Consider the following 18,762-nt stretch of genomic DNA (forward strand, 5'->3'; position numbering starts at 1 on the left):
GCCCGACCGCTCGGCACAATTCAGCCACCGGGCCCAGCCAGGCCCTCCACGCGGATTCAGTGAGGCCACGCTCGCCGTGCCGGCTGGCGACCTCGTAGCCGAATTCGCGCATGAGTCGCCGGCCGTGGAGCGGGCTCAGGACACCTTGCCGTACTTGCGCCGTAGGAATGGGGTGGCAATCAGGGACTGGTGCGCTCCAGGAGGGCGAGGCATTCGACGTGGTGGGTGGCGGGGAAGGCGTCGAAGGCGCGGAGGTGGGTGACGTGGTAGCCCGCTGTGCGGTAGAGGCCGATGTCGCGGGCGAAAGCGGCTGGGTCGCAGCCGATGTGGACGATGCGGGCGGGGGTGGCGGCGGCCAGGGCGGTGATCACGTCCTTCCCGGCACCGGCGCGTGGCGGGTCGAGGACGACGACTTGTGGTGTGGGCGAATCGGTTCGGTCGGTCAGCCAGCGTTCCACGCGCTGCGCGCTCAGGCCGACCGTGGGCAGATCGCGCAGTGCGGCGGTGCCGTCGGCCACCGCCGAGCGCGCGGATTCGACGCCGTGCACCACACCTGTGACCCCCACCTGCTCGGCGAGACGGGCGGCGAATACGCCCGCGCCGCTGTAGAGATCCCACGTCGTGGCGCCGGGCTCGGCCGCCGACCATTCCGCGACCACATCGGAATAGCATTGCGCCGCACCGATATGCGGCTGCCAGAAACCGGTCGCCGACACCTCCCAGCGTCGTCCGGCCACGTACTGGACCGCCCGCCCGCTGCCTTCGACGATCCGTTCGGGCCGGGCCGCGTGCGCCGCCGCCCGCCGCGCCGCGGTGCTGCGCCGATCTCCGCCGTGGCGACCACCCTGTCGCGTGGGCGCCAGCTCCACGATGTGCCGCAGGCCGTCTCCGTCGACGGCAACGACGAGTTCCGCGCCCGGCGTCCACGTCCGCTCGGCAATGCCGTCCATGACACCCGAAACCGGTTGCGGGCAGCGCAGATCCGCCAGCACATCGGTGCTGCGATACCGGTGCACCCCCGCGCGCCCGTCCGCATCGACAACCAACCGCACCCGAGTCCGCCACCCACCGGCCCCCTGCGCGTCCTGTGTGTCCGGCCGCTGCTCGAACACACTGCCGCCCAAAGGGATAGGCTCCACCTCGACCTCGGTCTCCCAGCCCGCCACCCGGCGCAACTGCTCGGCGACCACGGCGGCCTTCAGTTCCCGCTGCGCACGGGGAGTCGCGAAGGAGAAGTCACAGCAACCGGCCCCGCCCGGGCCCGATACCGAGCACGTTGCGGGCACGCGATCCGGCGACGCCTCCAGAATCTCGACCGCGTCGGCCCGGCAGAACGACTTCCCGCGATCCTCGGTCACCCGCGCCCGCACCAGTTCCCCCGGCAGTCCGTGCCGCACGAACAGCACCCGCCCCTCGTAGCGCGCGACACAGAATCCACCGTGCCCGGGCGCACCCAACCGAACCTCGAAAACCTCCCCCTCCCAATCACTTCCACGCCCGGCGCTCATCGCCCACCCACCGACACGACGGACGGGCGGTCGTCACACCACCGGCGCGCAGGCCGGTACCACCCGGAGCAGCATCGGCCCGCGAACCTCGCGACACCGCCGTCCTCGTACCTCGGACGCTGTCCCGTCACTGTCGCTCGCCGTAACCTCGGCGCACCGCACCGGGCGCGCTCTCGATGCCCGCCTGACCGGCCTTCGCCGAGGAGGAACTCAGCTGCCACGGCACGCTGGTCACCATCACGCCGGGTTCGAACAGCAACCGGCCCTTGAGGCGCAGGGCGCTCTGGTTGTGCAGCAACTGTTCCCACCAGTGCCCGACTACGTATTCGGGGATGAATACCGTCACCACGTCGCGGGGCGCGTCCTTGCGGACGCGCTTGACGTAATCCACTACAGGCTTGGTGATCTCGCGGTACGGCGACTCGACCACCTTCAGCGGCACCGGGATATCGCTCTTCTCCCACTCCCGCACCAGCTGGCGGGTGTCGGCCTCGTCGACGTTCACCGTGACCGCCTCGAGCATGTCCGGCCGGGTCGCGCGCGCGTAGGCGATCGCGCGGCGGGTCGGCAGATGCAGCTTCGACACCAGCACGATGGAGTGGGTGCGGCTGGGCAGTACCCCGTCCCAGGTCTGCTCGTCGAGTTCGGTCGACACCGAATCGTAGTGGCGGCGAATCATTCTCATCAGCACGAAGATCGCCGCCATGGTGACGATGGCGATCCAGGCGCCGGCCAGGAACTTGGTGAGCAGCACGATGATCAGCACCGCGCCGGTCATGGTGAGCCCGATGCCGTTGATCACCCGCGACCGCATCATGCGCCGCCGCAGCGCCGGATCGGTCTCGGTGCGCAGCAACCTGGTCCAATGCCGCAGCATGCCGGTCTGGCTCAGCACGAACGACACGAACACGCCCACGATGTAGAGCTGGATCAGCCGCGTCACCTCGGCGCCGAACAGCACCACGAACGCGATCGCGGCGCCGGAGAGGAACAGGATGCCGTTGCTGAACGCGAGCCGATCCCCCCGCGTGTGCAGCTGGCGCGGCAGGAACCGGTCCTGCGCCAGGATCGAGCCGAGCACCGGGAATCCGTTGAACGCGGTATTGGCCGCGAGTACCAGGATCAGCGCGGTCACCACGGTCAGGAAATAGAACCCGGCCGGGAAGCCCTGGAACACCGCGTGCGCCAGCTGCGCGATCAGCGTCTTCTGCTGATAACCGGGCGGCGCGCCGACCAGATCGGCGGCGTCGTGCGCGTAGACCAGGCCGATCCGGCGCGCCAGCAGGATGATGCCGATCAGCAGCGAGATCGCGACCAGCCCGAGCATCAGCAGCGTGGTCGCGGCATTGCGGGACTTGGGTTTCCGGAACGCCGGCACCCCGTTGCTGATGGCCTCGACACCGGTCAGTGCTGCACAGCCGGACGAGAAGGCCCGCGCGATGAGGAAGGCGAAGGCGATGCCCTGCAGATGCGCGTTCTCGCCCTCCAGGGCGAACCCGAAGGATTCGGCGTGCACCTCGTCACCGAACACCTCGATCCGCACGAATCCCCACGCCAGCATGAGGAACATGCCGACCATGAACGCGTAGGTCGGGACGGCGAACATGGTCCCGGACTCCCGCACGCCACGCAGATTCATCGCGGTCAGCACGACGATCGCCACGACCGCGAACAACACCTTGTGGGTATCGACGAACGGCACCGCCGAACCGATATTCGACGCCGCCGAGGAGATCGATACCGCGACGGTCAGCACGTAGTCGACCAGCAGCGCGCTGCCCACCGTCAAACCCGCTGTCGGCCCGAGGTTCACCGTGGCGACCTCGTAGTCACCGCCACCGGACGGATAGGCGTGCACGTTTTGCCGATAGCTGGCCACGACGACCGCCATCACCGCCGCCACCGCCAGCCCGACCCACGGCGCGTACACGTAGGCCGACAGACCCGCCGTGGACAGGACGAGAAAGATCTCCTCGGGGGCATAGGCCACCGAGGACAGGGCATCGGAGGCGAATACCGGCAGCGCGATTCGCTTGGGCAGCAGCGTATGACCCAATGAATCGCTGCGGAATGGGCGGCCGACCACCATTCGCTTCGCGGCCGTCGTCAACTTGGACACTCCTGCGAGCATAAGGCAGTCCCGCCCACCCGCGCCCAGCCGCCGTGGCCTCGATTCTCGCGCGCCGCGCGACGGTTGCTCCGGGGATGCCGACCGCACCCGCCATGCCCTGCGGCGGGTTTGAAGGGCGGACGGAGGGGGAACGTGGCTGTGGTCGATGGTCAGCGGGTACGGTTCCACCCACAGGGAACCAGACCGCACATCACGGTTTTCGGGAATTGGGGTTGGCAGGGTGTACGTAGTGATCATGGGGTGCGGGCGAGTGGGTTCCGCACTCGCCCGCGCCCTGGACCGGGTCGGTCACGACGTGGCCGTGATCGACCGGGATTCCAGCGCGTTCCTGCGCCTGGGCAAGGACTTCGGCGGGGAACGGATCACCGGCGTCGGCTTCGATCGGGATGTGCTGCTGCGCGCGGGCATCGAGCGGGCCGGTGCGTTCGCGGCGGTCTCCTCCGGCGACAACTCCAACATCATCTCGGCGCGGGTGGCGCGGGAAAACTTCGGCGTGGAGCGCGTGGTGGCGCGCATCTACGACGCCAAGCGCGCCGCCGTCTACGAGCGCCTGGGCATCCCCACCATCGCGACCGTGCCGTGGACGACCGACCGTTTCCTGCGCGCCCTGCTCAACGAGGCGGACGGCGCCACCTGGCGCGACCCCACCGGGACGGTCGCGGTCACCGCGCTCGACCTGCACGAGGACTGGTACGGGCGTACCGTGCGAGAGTTGGAGGAGGCGACCGGCGCCCGCGTCGCGTTCCTCATCCGGTTCGGACAGGGCGTGCTGCCCGGCAACAAGACCGTGCTGCAGGCCGACGACATCGTCTATGTCGCGGCCACTTCCGGCAGCGTCGGCGCCGCCGCCGCGCTGGCCGCCGATCCACCGTCGAGCGAGGACAAGTCGTGAAGGTAGCGATCGCCGGTGCCGGCGCGGTCGGCCGATCCATCGCCCAGGAACTGATCCGCGGCGGCCACGAGCTGATGCTGCTGGAGCGCCGTATTGATCACGTCGATCCGGCGGCCGTCCCCGCGGCGACCTGGGTGCACGGCGACGCCTGCGAGCTGGAACTGCTCGAGGAGGCCCGGCTGCAGGAATACGAGGTGGTCATCGCGGCCACCGGTGACGACAAGGCGAATCTGGTGTTCAGCCTGCTCGCCAAGACCGAGTTCGGGGTCCGGCGGGTGGTGGCCCGGGTCAACGACCCGCGCAACGAGTGGCTGTTCGACAACTCGTGGGGCGTGGACGTGGCGGTGTCCACGCCGCGGCTGTTGGCGTCGCTGGCCGAGGAGGCCGTGTCGGTCGGTGATCTGGTGCGGCTGATGACGCTGCGTCAAGGGCAGGCCAATCTGGTCGAGATCACCTTGCCGGCCGACACCCCGCTGGCCGGCAAGGCCGTTCGGACGCTGAAGCTTCCCCGCGACGCCGCCCTGGTGACGATCCTGCGCGGCGGCCGGGTCATCGTGCCGCAGGCCGACGATCCGCTCGAAGGCGAGGACGAGCTGCTGTTCGTGACCTCGGTGGAGGCGGAGGACGAACTGCGGAAATCATTGGGCGTCAACGGTATCGGCGAGCGCGTCGACTAAGAGCGGGAGATCTTCAGCTCGGCGCGCAGCTTGTTCAGCGCCCGGTGCTGCATCACCCGCACCACGCCGGGGCTGGTGCCGATGGCCTCGGCGGTCTGCGCCGCGGTCCAGCCCAGCACGATGCGCATGACCAGCACCTCGCGGTGGGCGGGGGCCAGCACCTTCATCAGTTCGCGGGTGGCCCGGCGGCGCTCGGACACCAGCGCCATCTCCTCCGGGCCCGCCGCGGTGGAGGGCTGGTCGGGGAATTCGGCGACGGGATAGGCGGGCTGCTGCTGGGCGCGGCGGAAGGCGTCGGCGACCTTGTTGGCCGAGATGCCGTAGACGAACGCCAGGAACGACTTGCCCTGATCGCGGTAGCGCGGAATGGCCTGCACGGTCGCGATGCAGATCTCCTGGGCGATGTCCTCGGCGGTGACGTGCAGGTGCCCGCCGCTGCCGATGCGGGCCGCGCAGTACCGCCGCACCAGCGGCTGGACGATCTTGATGATCTCGGTGACCGCCTGCCGGTCGCCCGCGGCGGCCGGTCCGATCAACCGATCCAGTTCGGCCGCGGCCCTGCGGCTCTCCGAACCGGCGGCGGTGGCCATCGGTGACCGGGTGCCGCGACGCTTCGGCCGGTCCTGTGTTGCCACCGTGTTGCCCTCGGTACCCACTGGCGGATCCTTTCGCCGATCGCTGGTCTTACCAAGAATCCTGCGATGAACGGCGGTCGCGAAATAGGTACCCCAGGGGTGGGTTCATCCCCACCTGGTTGCGCGCGGGGCCCCCAAAGGTGTGGGCACACCAGGATGTTCGGGGCTATCGGCGTTTCGGTTCATGATCGAAACGCCCGGTTCGGCGGGGGCGGACGGTCAGTCGACCCGATGACGGCCGGCGGCCGGCTCGCCGCCGCGGCTGGAGCGCGGCAGATGTCCGGCCTTGCGCACGGCCCACACGGTGACCAGGAGCGCGAGGGCGGTCAGGGGCCAGCCCATCGCGATGCGGGCCACGGCCAGCATGCCCGTGGCGTCATGGTCGTAGAGCTGGGACTGCACCAGGTAGCGGGCGCCGAACACGATCACCCACACCACGGTGGCCAGGTCGTACAGGCGCATCACCCGGCGGTCCGAACGCCAGTCGGTGCCGTGCCCGTTGAGCCATCCCCAGATCACTCCGGCCAGCGGCCAGCGCACCAGCAGCGACACCAGGAACACACCGCTGTAGACGAGGCTGGCCCAGATGCCGAACGCGAAGAAACCCTTGGCCGCGCCCATTCGGTAGGCGATGAACGCGCACACGCCGACGCCGATGAAACCGGAGATCGCCGGCTGCACCGGATCGCGGCGTATCAGCCGCCACACCAGGATCGCCGCCGCGACGCCGAGCGCCGACCAGATCGCCGCGGTCAGGCCCCACAGGGCGTTGGCCGGGACGAACACCAGGACCGGCAGCGTGGAGTAGATCAGGCCGCTGAAGCCGCCCAACTGTTCCAGCAGGGTCTGTTCCAGGGGGCCGGTGGGCTCGGGCTCGCCGGGTTCGGGGTCGTATGTCGCGTCGTCCGCGCGGGCGGACCGTTCGCTGTCTACGACGGCGGAGCGGTCGGCCCGGTCGTCGCTGCTGGGAATCGGCATGCGTCAGGAGTTCTCACGTAGTTCGTAGTAGGGGTTGAAGATCACCTTGGCCCCATCACGCTCCCCGATGCGGCCGCGGACCAGGATACGGCGTCCCGGATCGATCCCGGGGATGCGCCGCCGCCCGATCCATACCAGTGTCACCGCGTCGGTGCCGTCGAAGAACTCGGCCTGCAGTTCGCCCCCGCGGCCTTCGGACACGCCTCCACGCTGCGCAGCTTGCCCAGCATGGTGACCTCCTCACCACGTCGGCATTCGTCTGCCCGGCAGGCGCCGGAGGCTTCGGAGGTCTCGGCCAGTTCCTCGGCGTCGAGGTGGTCCAGATCGGCGGTCAACCTACGACCCAGGCGACGGAAGTACCCGCTGTCGGGACCCGCCTTGCGCCCGGCAGTCCCGGATCCTGCCTTGTTTCCGCCTGTGAAAGGCATCTTGCAACACTTCCTGCACTGCAGACGGCGTGGGCTCCACGTCGTCGGGTTTCCCACACGACCGGCCGAGCGGCCGTATATCGCCAACTGTAGATGGACGTTCGACCCCTCGCCACGCGAGGCCGCCCACATCCGTGGATACCCAATGTGCAGCGGTTTTCCACCTCGAAGCTCGAGAGGGTGGCCCAGGTCACCACGAGGCCCGGATCGCCGGCGGCAACGCACCCGCCCTCCCCGGAATCGGCGCCCCCGCCGCGTAGGCTTCGGCGCGTGCCCGATCTACCCCGCCCGGCCCTCGTCGTCGCCCTGCCCGGTACCGGCTCGGACGCCGACTTCGCCCGTCGCGCCTTCGGACCCGCCTGTGCCGCACTGGATCTGCCGTTCCTGGCGGTGGAGCCCGACCCGCGCGCGGTGGTGGCCAGCTGCCGCGCCGCGCTGGATACCGCGGCGCGGTCGGGGCCGGTGCTCGCGGCCGGTATCTCGCTCGGCGCCGCCATCGCGGTCGAATGGGCTCGCGCGCGGGCGGATTCGGCCTTCGGCGTGATCGCCGCGCTGCCCGCGTGGACCGGTGACGACGCCGGGGGCTGCCCGGCGGCGCTCAGTGCCGCGACCACCGCGGCGCAGCTGCGCGCCGACGGGCTCGAGGCGGTCGTCGGACGTATGCGCGACAGCAGCCCGGATTGGCTGGCCGCGGCCCTCACCCAGTCCTGGACCGCCCAGTGGCCGCACCTGCCCGAGGCGCTGGAGGAAGCCGCGGCCTATCCGTGGCCGACTCCGGAAACCCTTGCGGGGCTGAGTGTTCCGGCGACCATCGTGACGGCAGTGGACGATCCGGTGCATCCGCTCGCGGTCGCCGAACGCTGGGCGGCGCTGATCCCGCGGTCCGAACTGCACCGCATCACCCTCGCCGAACTGGGCGCCGATCCCGGCATCCTGGGGTGCCGCGGCCTGGCCCGCTTGGCCGGGCGGCACGCCACGCACCGCTGACCGAACCCGCTGTGGTCCAAGGGTATTACCCGTGAGGTAATCGACCACCGCATCTGTGTCCGGCATCGTGATCGGCATGATCACCGAAGGCCCGACCACCCGCGCCACCGTCGAGGAACTGCTGCGCCGCATGGCCGCGGGTGACCCCGATCGGATCGCCGAACTGTATGCGCCCGAATACGATTGGAAGCTGAGCTGGCCCGCGGACGAACACGGCCGCGACGCCACGCCGTGGATCGTGCACCGCAGCACCCGCGCCGACGCGGCCGACCACTACCGGCAACTGCGCGGCCACCACATCCCGGAAGAGGCCGCGACCGAGGTCGAGCGCATCCTCGTCGACGGTCCCGATGCGGTGGTCCTGGGCGAGATCCGGCAGACCGCCCGCCCCACCGGCCGCCCCTACCGAGCCCGCTTCGTCCTGCACGTGACCGTCGAAAACGGTCTGATCACCCGCAACCACGTCTACGAAGACAGCCTCGCCGTAGCCCGAGCCTTCGACCCCCAACGCTGAACGACGGTGGGGCCGAGGCGGGGTGGGTTAGTTGAGGCCGAGTTGTTGCATGGCGGAGCCTTCTGTGCCGCGGCGGGGTTGGGGGGGTTCGTCGGGGGTGATGGTGGGGTATTGGCCGGTGGCGTGGGCTTGGGCTTCTGCTACCTGGGCGGCTCGGGCCTGTTCTTGTGCTTCGACCTGTTGTTGGTGGGCCGCGGTGAGCTGGTCGGCGAGTTCCTGTGGGAGGACTACGGGGAGGGGCTCGCGGACGGGGAGCGGTTCTTCGCCGCGGCGGACCACTGTCTCGCTGACGATGGCGCGGGCCGCCTGGACGAGTGGTGTGCCCTCGTCCACCGAACCCGAGGGGCCCGCGGCGACCAAGCGCAGCATCCAGCGATATCCGTCGACGCCGATGAAGCGCAGGTCGGCGCCCTGGGTGACGGCGTGTAGCTCTCGGCCCCAGGGGCCGTTCTGGACCGACACCTGCGCGCCGTCCTTGCGTAGCGAGTCGCGCAGGTCGTTGACGACCGAGCGCCACTGCCCGGGTGACTTCGGCGCGGCGTAGGCGGCCACGGTCAGGCGGCCGTGCTCGGTGGCCAGGTGGACGGCCTGTGGCGTGCCGTCGGGCGTCATCTCCACCTGGAGCTGGCCGCCCTCGGGGACGGGCAGGATTACCGAGCCCAGGTCCAGTCGCTGATCGCCGACATCCTCGAGTACGTCGGCGACATCCTCGTAGTCGTAGGGCCCGGTGCGCCCGGACGGATCGGTGTCGTGTTCCTGGCCGGGCCAGGCGTCGTCGTCGTAGTCGTCCTCGCGGTAGGCGGGCTGCTGCCCGGTCCGATAGGCCGGGTGCTCGCCGGTCCGATAGGCGGGCTGCTCGCCGGTCCGATAGGCCGGTTGCTGGCCGGTCCGGTACGCAGGTTGCTGGCCGGTCCGGTAGGCCGGTTGCTGACCCGTCCGCGGGGCGGCCTCATCATCCGCCAGGTATGCGGGCTGGCGGCCGGTTCGAGGAGCGGGGGTTTCCCTCGGCCGACGGGCGGGCTCATCCGGCCGATAAGCGGGCTGTTGCGCGGAGCGCGGAGCGGGCGCCTCGCCCGGCCGATAGGCAGGCTGCGCCCCGGTCCGCTGTGCGGGTCCCTCCCCGCGCCGATAAGCGGGCTGTTCCCCGGTCCGGTGAGCGGGCGTCTCGCCCGGCCGATAAGCAGGCTGCTCGCCAGTGCGAGGCACAGGTGTCTCACCACGCCGGAATGCAGGCTGCTCGCCGGTGCGAGGCGGAGGCGTCTCACCCCGCGGATACGCAGGCCGCTTCCCAGCACGAGGCGCAGGAGCCTCACCCGGCCGATACGCAGGCTGCTCCCCAGTGCCGTACGGAGGGATCTCACCACGCCGACCGGTGCGGTGGACAGGAGTTTGGATCGGCGGATAAGCGGGCTGTTCCCCGGTGCGGTGGGCAGGTGCTTCGCCCGGCCGATACGCGGGCTGCTCCCCGGTGTGACGGGCAGGCGTCTCGCCCGGCCGATACGCAGGCTGTTCCCCAGTTCGATGGACAGGTGCTTCGCCCGGCCGATACGCAGGCTGCTCGCCGGTGTGACGGGCAGGGGTCTCTCCCGGCCGATACGCAGGCTGCTCCCCAACGCGGCGAACAGGTGCTTCGCCTGGCCGGTAGGCAGGCTGTTCCCCCGTGCGGTGGGCAGGTGCTTCGCCCGGCCGATACGCGGGCTGCTCCCCGGTGAGAGGGGCGGGCGTTTCGCCGGGACGATAGGCGGGCTGCTGGCCGGTGCGGTACGCGGGCTGCTGGCCCGTGCGGTAGGCCGGTTGCTGGCCGGTGCGGTAGGCGGGGGTCTCGTCGGTGCGGTAGACCGGCGTCTCGTCGGTGCGGTAGGTCGACTCGTCGTAGTCGTCCTCGTACTCCTCGTACTCCGCCTCGGCGTCGTATTCGTCCTCGTCGTACCAGGTGTCGTCGTCGTAGTGACCTCTGGCGGGAGCGTCGTCGTCGCGTCTGCGCTTGCGTCCGAACATCGTCATGCCTCCTTGCCGGCGCCCGCGCCGGCGGCGTCAGCGGCGAGACTGGCGTGCCCGCCGCTGGACCCGTATCCACCCGCGCCCCGCGCGGTGTCGTCGAGTTCCTCGACCTCCACGAAATCGACCAGCTCGACCCGCTGCACCAGCAGCTGCGCGATCCGGTCGCCGCGGCGCAGCTCGATCGGAGTGCGCGGATCGTGGTTGATCAGGCAGACCTTGATCTCGCCCCGATACCCCGCGTCGACCGTGCCCGGGGTGTTGACGATCGACAGCCCGGTCTTGGCGGCCAGCCCGGATCGCGGATGGATGAGACCGACCGTGCCGATCGGCAGTGCGACGGCGATACCCGTGCCGACGAGCACCCGCTCCCCCGGCTCCAGGATGACGTCCTCGGTGGTGCACAGGTCCACGCCCGCGTCACCCGGGTGCGCGCGGGTGGGGACAGGAATGCCGGGATCGAGCCGCAGCAGGGAGATAGGTGGAATACCGGTCACGTACAGCGAGCCTACGCGGTCGGCGTACCGCTCCGACAGCGACATGGCCGGAGCGCGACCAGCGGAACGACCTGCTCCCGCCGCACTCCGGCGCCGCGCGCTGACTTAGTCTGATGTGGTGCCCGACCAGTCCGCGCCGACCCCCGATGCCACCCCAGCCGCCGCAGCATCCGAGGCCATGAACCGACCCCCGAACGCCACCCCCGCCTACACGGAACGTCTGTGGGTGCCGCTGTGGTGGTGGCCGGTGGGCTTGGCCATCGCGGGCCTGCTGGCCGCGGAGGTGCACATGGGCGCGCCGGGCATTCGGGCCTGGCTGCCGTACGTGCTGCTGCTCCCGGTCCCGGTATGGGCGCTGCTGTGGCTGAGCCGGCATCGCGTCGAGGTCGGACCGGATGCCGGTGGAACGATCGAATTACGAGCGGACCGGGCACATTTGCCGGTAACGTATGTGGCCCGGGCAGCGGCGGTCCCGACCAGCGCGAAGAGTGCGGCGCTGGGCAGGCAGCTCGACCCCGCCGCCTATGTTCAGCATCGGCCCTGGATCGGGCCCCTGTTGCTGCTGGTACTCGACGACCCGGACGATCCGGCACCGTACTGGTTGGTCAGTACGCGCCGGCCCGACCGGGTGCTGAAAGCGCTCGGCGTGCGCGACGCGAGCTGACCGGCAGACGCCGGCCGGCCAGGCTGCGCCGGGCACGCGCATATTCCGGCCGCGCCCGGGGCTGCCGAGCGCGGAGTGATGGTAGTTCTATCCGCTGAATACTCAGGCTGCGCAATCCATGCAGATCAGCTGACCGCCCGCTTCGCTGGCGAGCCGGCTGCGGTGATGCACCAGAAAACAGCTCGAGCAGGTGAACTCGTCGGCCTGCTTCGGGATCACCCGAACCGACAGCACTTCCTCGGACAGGTCCGCCCCGGGAAGTTCGAACGATTCCGCGGTATCGCTGTCGTCGACATCCACGACGGCGGACGCGGCCTCGTTGCGACGAGCCTTCAGCTCCTCCAGCGAGTCCTCCGACACCTCGTCGGTTTCGGTACGCCTCGGTGCGTCATAGTCGGTTGCCATGTCGTCTTCCCCTCGTCCTTACTCCGTATATCCCGGACCGGCCCCACCTGGGCCGATTCCTGGGAATCGGCTCGGCGACGCCGCCCCGCCGGTGGTGTACGTCACGTGTACACCGGTCGCCGACCGGGCCAGATCTGGTGGACCTGTACCGGATCGCGCTCGGTCAACGCAGGACATGTCCTGGTTGTTCCCGAAATCTCCGCCCTGATTCACATCTGTCGATTCGAATCAGCCGCCAGACAATAGCGGACACCGAGGCAAAAGTCGCAATCAAAACCCGAGCGCGTCGAAACTGAGGGGTAATCGTCATCGCCTCCCCTGGACAGTGCCGATTTCGTGCCCGAGCGTCCGACGAATCGTTACCCCTGCGATATCTGTCGCACACCTGCCCCTCGCGCCGCGCGCGCCGCCACTCCCGGTGTCCGCATGCGGGATTGTGCGAGCCGAACTCGTAAGGTGTGCGTGTGGTTTCACTGATCACCGAAGGCAGCGCCGTCGACGACAAAGGGCGCCCGTTCCTGCGCCGCCGGTACCAACCCTGGGTCGCGCTCGTCGCGATCCTGGCATTGATCTGCGCGATCGTGTGGATCAAGGCCCTGACGACCGAGAGCAAGAGCCATGCGGCCATGGCGTGCAATTCGCCGTCGCCGGTGGCCGATCCGAATGCCCCGCAGCCGGCGCCGCTGGGCCAGCGGGTCTCGCCGTCGCGCCTGCAGGATGTGGAACCGGCGCCGCTGACCCAGTCGAAGGTGCGCGTCTACAACGCTTCCGGACAGCGCGGCCTGGCCGAGCACATCGCTTCTCGCCTCAGCGATCTCGGCTTCGCGAGCCCGCCGGCGCCGCAGTTCGCCAACGATCCGGTCTACCTCAACGGTGATCTGGTGTGCACCGGGCAGATTCGCTTCGGCGTCAACGGCCGCCCGGCCGCCGCGGCGGTGCAACTGGTCTCCCCCTGCGCGGAGCTGGTCGAGGACAAGCGCAACGACGACACCGTCGATCTGGCGCTGGGCTCGCTGTTCGGCAACGAGGTGCGCCCGTCGACCGACGCCGAGGAGGTGCTGCGGTCGCTGAAGAACCCGGCGCCCGGCGGACCGGCGATCGACTCCACCCTGCTCGACGCCGCCCGCAAGGGCACCTGCTGAGGCGTCAGCTCTCCGGAATCGCCTCCGACACGCCGAGCCGGTCGAACAATTCGAGCAATTCTTCCGCGATGCCCGGCGCGGCGGCGACCACCAGTTCCCCGGTCTTGCTGACCGTACCCGCCGGCGGCAGCACCAGCCGGGCGCCGGCCTCGGCGGCGATCAGCGCGCCCGCCGCCCAGTCCCAGGTGTTCAGCCCGTGTTCGTAGTGGGCGTCGGCCCGGCCGGCGGCGACCATGCACAGGTCCAGCGCCGCCGAGCCGATGCGGCGGATGTCGCGCACGTGCGGGAGCAGTTCGCCGATCAGCCGTCCCTGCCGGGCCCGCCGCGCCGCGCCGTAGCCGAAGCCGGTGGCCAGTAGCGTCATGGCGACCGAGTCGACTTCGTTGCAGCGCAACGGGATCGCGATGTCGTCCGGTCCGGTGCGGGTGGCGCCGGCGCCCAGTCCGGCGCTGTAGGTCTGCGCGCCGGCGACGTCGGCCACCGCGCCGGCCAGCGACCGCCCGCCGCGCATGGCGGCCACCGAGACGGCGTAGGCGGGGATCCCGTACATGAAGTTCACGGTGCCGTCGATCGGGTCGACCACCCAGACGACCTGCCGATCCGCACCCAGGCTGCCGCCGCCCTCCTCCCCCAGCACCGGCTCGCCCGGGCGCAGGTCGGCGAGCAACCGCCGGATCAGCTGCTCGGTCTCGGTGTCGACGACCGTGACCGGATCGGTGGGCGAGCTCTTGGCCCGCACCGCGTCCTGCGCGTCCTCGCCCGACCCGAAGACCTCGGGCCGGCGGGCGCGCACATGGGCGGCCGCGGTGTGCGCGAGATGCACTGCGACACGGCGTAATTCGGCGATCTCCGCGGGGTCGATCGGGTCCGGAGCGGGCCGGGCTGGGTCGGTGACGGCGGCGGACGGTGAGGGATTCGTATCGCGCACGACATCCATCGCAGCACAGATCCCGCGCCCCGCGCATTAGGCTTGTCGGGCACGACACAGATCCGGTGGTCGTGCGAACCCGTCACACAACGCCGTGTATCGTGCCGCGCGCACCTGCGATCAGGGCCGGCGCCACAGGGAAACGAGGAGACTGTCAATGTCCGCTCGGGGGCAAGCATTCGGTATCGACATCGGGGGTAGCGGGGTGAAGGGCGCGGTGGTCGACCTCGCCACCGGCGAACTCGCGCACGAGCGCATCAAGATCGCCACACCGCAGCCGTCCACCCCGAACGCCGTCGCCGAAACGGTCGCGAAACTGGTCGCCCAGGCGGACTGGGGCGGGCCGGTCGGTCTCACACTGCCCAGCGTGGTGGTCAACGGCGTGGCCCGCACCGCCGCCAATATCAATAAGGCCTGGATCGACACCGACGCCCGGCTGCTGTTCTCCGCGGCGCTCGGCGGCCGCGACGTGGTCGTGCTCAACGACGCCGACGCCGCCGGGATGGCCGAGGACCGGTACGGCGCGGCCAGCAAGATCGACGGGCTGGTCATGCTGCTGACCTTCGGCACCGGCATCGGCTCGGCGCTGCTGTACCACGGCACGCTGGTGCCGAATACGGAATTCGGCCACATCCTGGTCGACGGCAAGGAAGCAGAGCACCGCGCCGCTTCGTCGGTGAAGGAACGAAAGAAGCTGTCGTACAAGGAGTGGTCGGCTCAGGTGACCAAGGTGCTGGTCACCCTCGAGAACCTGCTGTGGCCGGACGTCTTCGTGGCCGGTGGCGGCATCAGTCGCGACGCCGAGCACTGGATCCCGTTGCTGGGCAACCGGACTCCGGTGGTGGCGGCGGATCTGCGCAACACGGCGGGAATCGTGGGCGCCGCGATGGCCGTCGACGCCGGGATCGCACCGTGATCGACCCGGCAACCAGCGAGGCTGCGGCATCGCACTCCGCCCGGATCGTTACAATGGAACGCATGACCGGCGGTGAGCCGGAAACCGACCCCGGCCGGAGAGCCGGGTTTAACCCCGACAGAACCGCTCCGCCGGAAGATCACTCTGGCGTGACGCCGCACGAGACCGTCACGAAAGGGCGTACGTGGTAGCCACGAATACCCGAGAGACCGCCGAATCGGCCGAGGCCGCCGACTCCATCGACAGCACCGCAGCACGGCCGGTCAAGAAGGCTGCCGCCAAGAAGGCTCCCGCCAAGAAGACCGCCGCGAAGAAGGCTCCCGCCAAGAAGGCCGGGGCCAAGGCGGCGGCCAAGAAGGCGCCGGCCAAGAAGGCCGCGGCGAAGAAGGGCGCGCCCGGCGCCGAGAACGAGACCGACGAGACCATCGACGACGAGTCGATCGAACTCGACGATCTGGACAGTCTGGAAGTCACCGACGACGACCTGACCGACGAGACCGAGATCGCCGAGGAGGTCACCGTCGCCGACGATGAGGAAGCCGAGGCCGAAGAGCCGACGGAGAAGGACAAGGCCTCCGGCGACTTCGTCTGGGACGAGGAGGAGTCCGAGGCGCTCCGGCAGGCCCGCAAGGACGCCGAACTCACCGCTTCCGCCGACTCGGTGCGCGCCTACCTCAAGCAGATCGGCAAGGTCGCGCTGCTCAACGCCGAGGAGGAGGTGGAACTCGCCAAGCGCATCGAGGCCGGGCTCTACGCCACCGAGAAGCTGCGCGAGTTCGCCGACAAGGGCGAGAAGCTGCCGGTGCAGGGCCGTCGCGATCTGCAGTGGATCATGCGCGACGGCAACCGCGCCAAGAACCACCTGCTGGAGGCCAACCTCCGCTTGGTGGTCTCGCTGGCCAAGCGCTACACCGGCCGCGGCATGGCGTTCCTGGACCTGATCCAGGAGGGCAACCTGGGCCTGATCCGCGCGGTCGAGAAGTTCGACTACACCAAGGGCTACAAGTTCTCCACGTACGCCACCTGGTGGATTCGGCAGGCCATCACCCGCGCGATGGCCGACCAGGCCCGCACCATCCGCATCCCGGTGCACATGGTCGAGGTCATCAACAAGCTGGGCCGTATCCAGCGCGAGTTGCTGCAGGACCTGGGCCGCGAGCCCACGCCCGAGGAACTCGCCAAGGAAATGGACATCACCCCGGAGAAGGTCCTCGAGATCCAGCAGTACGCCCGCGAGCCCATCTCGCTGGATCAGACCATCGGCGACGAGGGCGATTCCCAGCTAGGCGACTTCATCGAGGACTCCGAGGCGGTCGTCGCGGTCGACGCGGTGAGCTTCACCCTGCTGCAGGATCAGCTGCAGTCGGTCCTGGAGACGCTCTCCGAGCGCGAGGCGGGCGTGGTCCGGCTGCGCTTCGGCCTCACCGACGGCCAGCCCCGCACCCTCGACGAGATCGGCCAGGTGTACGGGGTCACCCGAGAGCGCATCCGCCAGATCGAGTCGAAGACCATGAGCAAGCTCCGCCACCCCAGCCGCTCCCAGGTCCTGCGGGACTACCTGGACTAGAGCAAGCACCAGATACGCGAAACGCCGCCGGAACTCCGGCGGCGTTTCGCATTCACCGGCAATACTGCCAAGGCGGTTGCCCCGCAAGCACAACGACACGACCCACGCTTCCCTCATCCAAAAGTGCACCCTCCCACCGGGGGCCGCCCCGGGCCTGGACTGACGGAGCGGGGGAGCGAAGCGGAGGAGCGGAGGAGGGAAGGCCCGGGGTCACGAGGCCCCCGGCCGCCGAAGCGAAGCGGAGGCCAAAAACACATGACCCAGTTGGTGCTGATATTCGTGCTGGCGTTCGCGACCATCCTCGCGCAACCATTGGGTCGCCGAATCGGACTCGCACCGGCCGTACTGATGACGGTATTCGGCCTCGCACTCGCGGTGATTCCGGCCGTGCCCAACCTCGATATCAACCCCGAACTGATCCTGCCGCTGGTATTGCCGCCGCTGCTGTACGCCTCCGCGCGGCGGACCTCGTGGCAGCAGTTCGCGGCCAATGCCGGGCCGATCCTGCTGCGCGCGGTCGGGCTGGTGATCGCCACGGCCGCGGCGGTGGCGGCGGTGTTCCACGCCTGGTATCCGGGCGTGCCGCTGGCTACCGCGGTGGCGCTGGGCGCGGTGGTGGCGCCGCCGGATCCGGTGGCGGCCAGCGCGGTCGCCGATCGGCTGGGGCTGCCGCGCCGATTGGTCGCGGTGCTGGAGGGCGAGGGTCTGTTCAACGATGTCACGGCGGTGGTGCTCTACAACGTGGCGGTGCAGGCGGTGGTCACCGGGCGATTCTCGGCCTGGCACACCGCGCTCGATTTCCTGGTGTCGGCGGTGGTGGCGATCGCGGTCGGGCTCGCTCTGGGCTGGGCCGGAAGTCGCCTGATGCGCACATTGAGTGAGGCCGCCTGGCAGGTGGCGCTCGGCCTGCTGCTGCCGTTCGCCGCGTACGGGCTGGCGGAGGCGTGGCACGGGTCGGCGGTGCTGGCCGTGCTGGTGTGCGCGCTGTACCTCACCGACGCGGCGGCGGATTTCAGCGACAGCGCGTACCGCATCGTCGGCGATTCGTTCTGGGATGTGATCGACCTGCTGGTGACCGGCGTGGCCTTCGGCCTGATCGGTCTCGAACTCACCACCATCCTGGCCGCGACGGGACCGGACTGGCAGCGGCTGCTGGGCGGCGCGGCCGCGGTGGTCGCCGTGGTGGTGCTGCTGCGCCTGGTCTGGCTGCTGATCACCACCGAGGTGTTCCAGCGCTGGTGGGGTCGCCGCGACACCGACGAGCCGCACACCTGGCGCGAGTCGGTCGTGACGTGGTGGGCGGGGATGCGCGGCGTGGTCACCGTCGCGCTGGCGGTGGCGCTGCCCCTGACGACCGACGCGGGCGCGGACTTCCCGGGACGGGCCGAGGTGCTGTTCATCGCGTTCACCGTGGTGCTGTTCACGCTGCTGGTGCAGGGACCGACGCTGCCCGCCGTGGTGCGCGGCACCCACGTGCAGGCCGACACCGAGCAGGAGCGAATGCTGGAGCGCCGCTTGTGGACTCGCATCCTGCGCGCCGAACTGGCCCGGCTCGAGGAGATCGCCGACAGCGAGGATCTGCCCGACGAGATCTATCAGCGCATGCGTGAGGGGTTCGAACGGCGCCTGGTCCGCGCGGATCCGGAGGCGGCCGAGGCCGCCGACGACAGCAAGTCGGTCGACCGGAGCCTGCGTTTCACCGGCAAGATGCGGGCCATCAGCAACGAGGTGCTCGAGGCGGGCCGCACCGAGGCGCTGGCCGCCCGCCGCGAACCTGGCATTCCGCCCGACCTGGTCGATCGAATGATGCATCGGCTGGATCTGCGGCCGATGTCCCCGATGTAGGGATTCATGAAGCGGTGCGGTCGGTTTGCCAGTCGCCTCGCGTGTGTCAA

General features: G+C 69.8%; 16 protein-coding genes and 2 pseudogenes. 9 read left to right on the forward strand and 9 right to left on the reverse strand.

Annotated features, from left to right (window positions below):
* Positions 1-179 precede the first annotated feature (179 nt).
* Positions 180-1,508 (reverse strand): class I SAM-dependent RNA methyltransferase, encoded by a 1,329-nt coding sequence (locus ACFMRZ_RS09815; protein ID WP_400178832.1) that lies wholly within the window; start codon positions 1,506-1,508, stop codon positions 180-182.
* Between the two features lie 127 nt (positions 1,509-1,635).
* On the reverse strand, positions 1,636-3,627 hold the full coding sequence (locus tag ACFMRZ_RS09820; protein ID WP_280366082.1) for an APC family permease: 1,992 nt from the start codon (positions 3,625-3,627) through the stop codon (positions 1,636-1,638).
* Positions 3,628-3,784: 157 nt separating this feature from the next.
* Between ACFMRZ_RS09820 and ACFMRZ_RS09825 the strand changes: the two genes are divergently transcribed.
* Together ACFMRZ_RS09825 and ACFMRZ_RS09830 are read left to right on the forward strand one after the other, a co-directional pair.
* Positions 3,785-4,531, forward strand: coding sequence for a potassium channel family protein (locus ACFMRZ_RS09825; RefSeq protein ID WP_400178834.1), 747 nt, complete (start codon positions 3,785-3,787; stop codon positions 4,529-4,531).
* Positions 4,528-5,208 carry a potassium channel family protein gene (locus ACFMRZ_RS09830; RefSeq protein WP_400178835.1) on the forward strand — a complete coding sequence of 227 codons (681 nt, stop codon included), beginning with the start codon at positions 4,528-4,530 and terminating at the stop codon, positions 5,206-5,208. The genes ACFMRZ_RS09825 and ACFMRZ_RS09830 overlap by 4 nt, the downstream gene beginning before the upstream one ends.
* Here ACFMRZ_RS09830 and ACFMRZ_RS09835 read toward each other — a convergent pair.
* From ACFMRZ_RS09835 to ACFMRZ_RS09845, 3 genes and pseudogenes are all read right to left on the reverse strand, one after another.
* Complete coding sequence (locus tag ACFMRZ_RS09835; protein WP_280272051.1) at positions 5,205-5,798, reverse strand: sigma-70 family RNA polymerase sigma factor; 594 nt, start codon at positions 5,796-5,798, stop codon at positions 5,205-5,207. The genes ACFMRZ_RS09830 and ACFMRZ_RS09835 overlap by 4 nt on opposite strands.
* A gap of 264 nt (positions 5,799-6,062) precedes the next feature.
* Positions 6,063-6,821 (reverse strand): DUF3159 domain-containing protein, encoded by a 759-nt coding sequence (locus ACFMRZ_RS09840; protein ID WP_342213851.1) that lies wholly within the window; start codon positions 6,819-6,821, stop codon positions 6,063-6,065.
* A gap of 3 nt (positions 6,822-6,824) precedes the next feature.
* Positions 6,825-7,249: pseudogene (locus ACFMRZ_RS09845) on the reverse strand (OB-fold nucleic acid binding domain-containing protein).
* Between the two features lie 270 nt (positions 7,250-7,519).
* Between ACFMRZ_RS09845 and ACFMRZ_RS09850 the strand changes: the two are divergent.
* Both ACFMRZ_RS09850 and ACFMRZ_RS09855 read left to right on the forward strand, forming a co-directional pair.
* The gene (locus tag ACFMRZ_RS09850) at positions 7,520-8,236 is read left to right on the forward strand and encodes an alpha/beta fold hydrolase (protein WP_400178836.1); all 717 of its coding nucleotides are present in this window, start codon (positions 7,520-7,522) and stop codon (positions 8,234-8,236) included.
* A gap of 76 nt (positions 8,237-8,312) precedes the next feature.
* Positions 8,313-8,750 carry a nuclear transport factor 2 family protein gene (locus tag ACFMRZ_RS09855; RefSeq protein ID WP_400178837.1) on the forward strand — a complete coding sequence of 146 codons (438 nt, stop codon included), beginning with the start codon at positions 8,313-8,315 and terminating at the stop codon, positions 8,748-8,750.
* Positions 8,751-8,777: 27 nt separating this feature from the next.
* Here ACFMRZ_RS09855 and ACFMRZ_RS09860 read toward each other — a convergent pair.
* Positions 8,778-9,566: pseudogene (locus tag ACFMRZ_RS09860) on the reverse strand (DUF3710 domain-containing protein); the annotation flags it as partial.
* 1,184 nt (positions 9,567-10,750) lie between these two features.
* Complete coding sequence (gene dut, locus ACFMRZ_RS09865) at positions 10,751-11,290, reverse strand: dUTP diphosphatase (protein WP_280272044.1); 540 nt, start codon at positions 11,288-11,290, stop codon at positions 10,751-10,753.
* A 133-nt stretch (positions 11,291-11,423) separates the two neighbouring features.
* Between dut and ACFMRZ_RS09870 the strand changes: the two genes are divergently transcribed.
* Entirely contained in the window at positions 11,424-11,909 is a 486-nt protein-coding gene (locus ACFMRZ_RS09870) for a DUF3093 domain-containing protein (protein ID WP_400182816.1), read from the forward strand.
* 102 nt (positions 11,910-12,011) lie between these two features.
* On the opposite strand, the gene ACFMRZ_RS09875 is transcribed toward ACFMRZ_RS09870, so the two are convergent.
* Positions 12,012-12,314 (reverse strand): DUF4193 domain-containing protein, encoded by a 303-nt coding sequence (locus ACFMRZ_RS09875; protein WP_280272045.1) that lies wholly within the window; start codon positions 12,312-12,314, stop codon positions 12,012-12,014.
* A 464-nt stretch (positions 12,315-12,778) separates the two neighbouring features.
* Between ACFMRZ_RS09875 and cei the strand changes: the two genes are divergently transcribed.
* Entirely contained in the window at positions 12,779-13,456 is a 678-nt protein-coding gene (cei, locus tag ACFMRZ_RS09880; protein WP_280272046.1) for an envelope integrity protein Cei, read from the forward strand.
* Positions 13,457-13,460: 4 nt separating this feature from the next.
* Here cei and ACFMRZ_RS09885 read toward each other — a convergent pair whose 3' ends face one another.
* Entirely contained in the window at positions 13,461-14,318 is an 858-nt protein-coding gene (locus ACFMRZ_RS09885; RefSeq protein ID WP_400182817.1) for an inositol monophosphatase family protein, read from the reverse strand.
* A gap of 223 nt (positions 14,319-14,541) precedes the next feature.
* On the opposite strand from ACFMRZ_RS09885, the gene ppgK reads away from it, so the two are divergent.
* The 3 genes from ppgK to ACFMRZ_RS09900 all read left to right on the forward strand — a co-directional run bounded on the left by ppgK (position 14,542) and on the right by ACFMRZ_RS09900 (position 18,712).
* Positions 14,542-15,300 (forward strand): polyphosphate--glucose phosphotransferase, encoded by a 759-nt coding sequence (gene ppgK / locus ACFMRZ_RS09890; protein WP_400178838.1) that lies wholly within the window; start codon positions 14,542-14,544, stop codon positions 15,298-15,300.
* 184 nt (positions 15,301-15,484) lie between these two features.
* A complete protein-coding gene (locus ACFMRZ_RS09895) occupies positions 15,485-16,867 on the forward strand; it encodes an RNA polymerase sigma factor (protein ID WP_280272049.1) in 1,383 nt (460 codons plus the stop codon).
* Between the two features lie 255 nt (positions 16,868-17,122).
* A complete protein-coding gene (locus ACFMRZ_RS09900) occupies positions 17,123-18,712 on the forward strand; it encodes a Na+/H+ antiporter (RefSeq protein WP_280363226.1) in 1,590 nt (529 codons plus the stop codon).
* The last annotated feature ends 50 nt before the right edge of the window (positions 18,713-18,762 follow it).

Source organism: Nocardia sp. N2S4-5, assembly GCF_044628355.1.
In the GTDB taxonomy this organism is placed as follows: Bacteria; Actinomycetota; Actinomycetes; order Mycobacteriales; family Mycobacteriaceae; genus Nocardia; species Nocardia wallacei_B.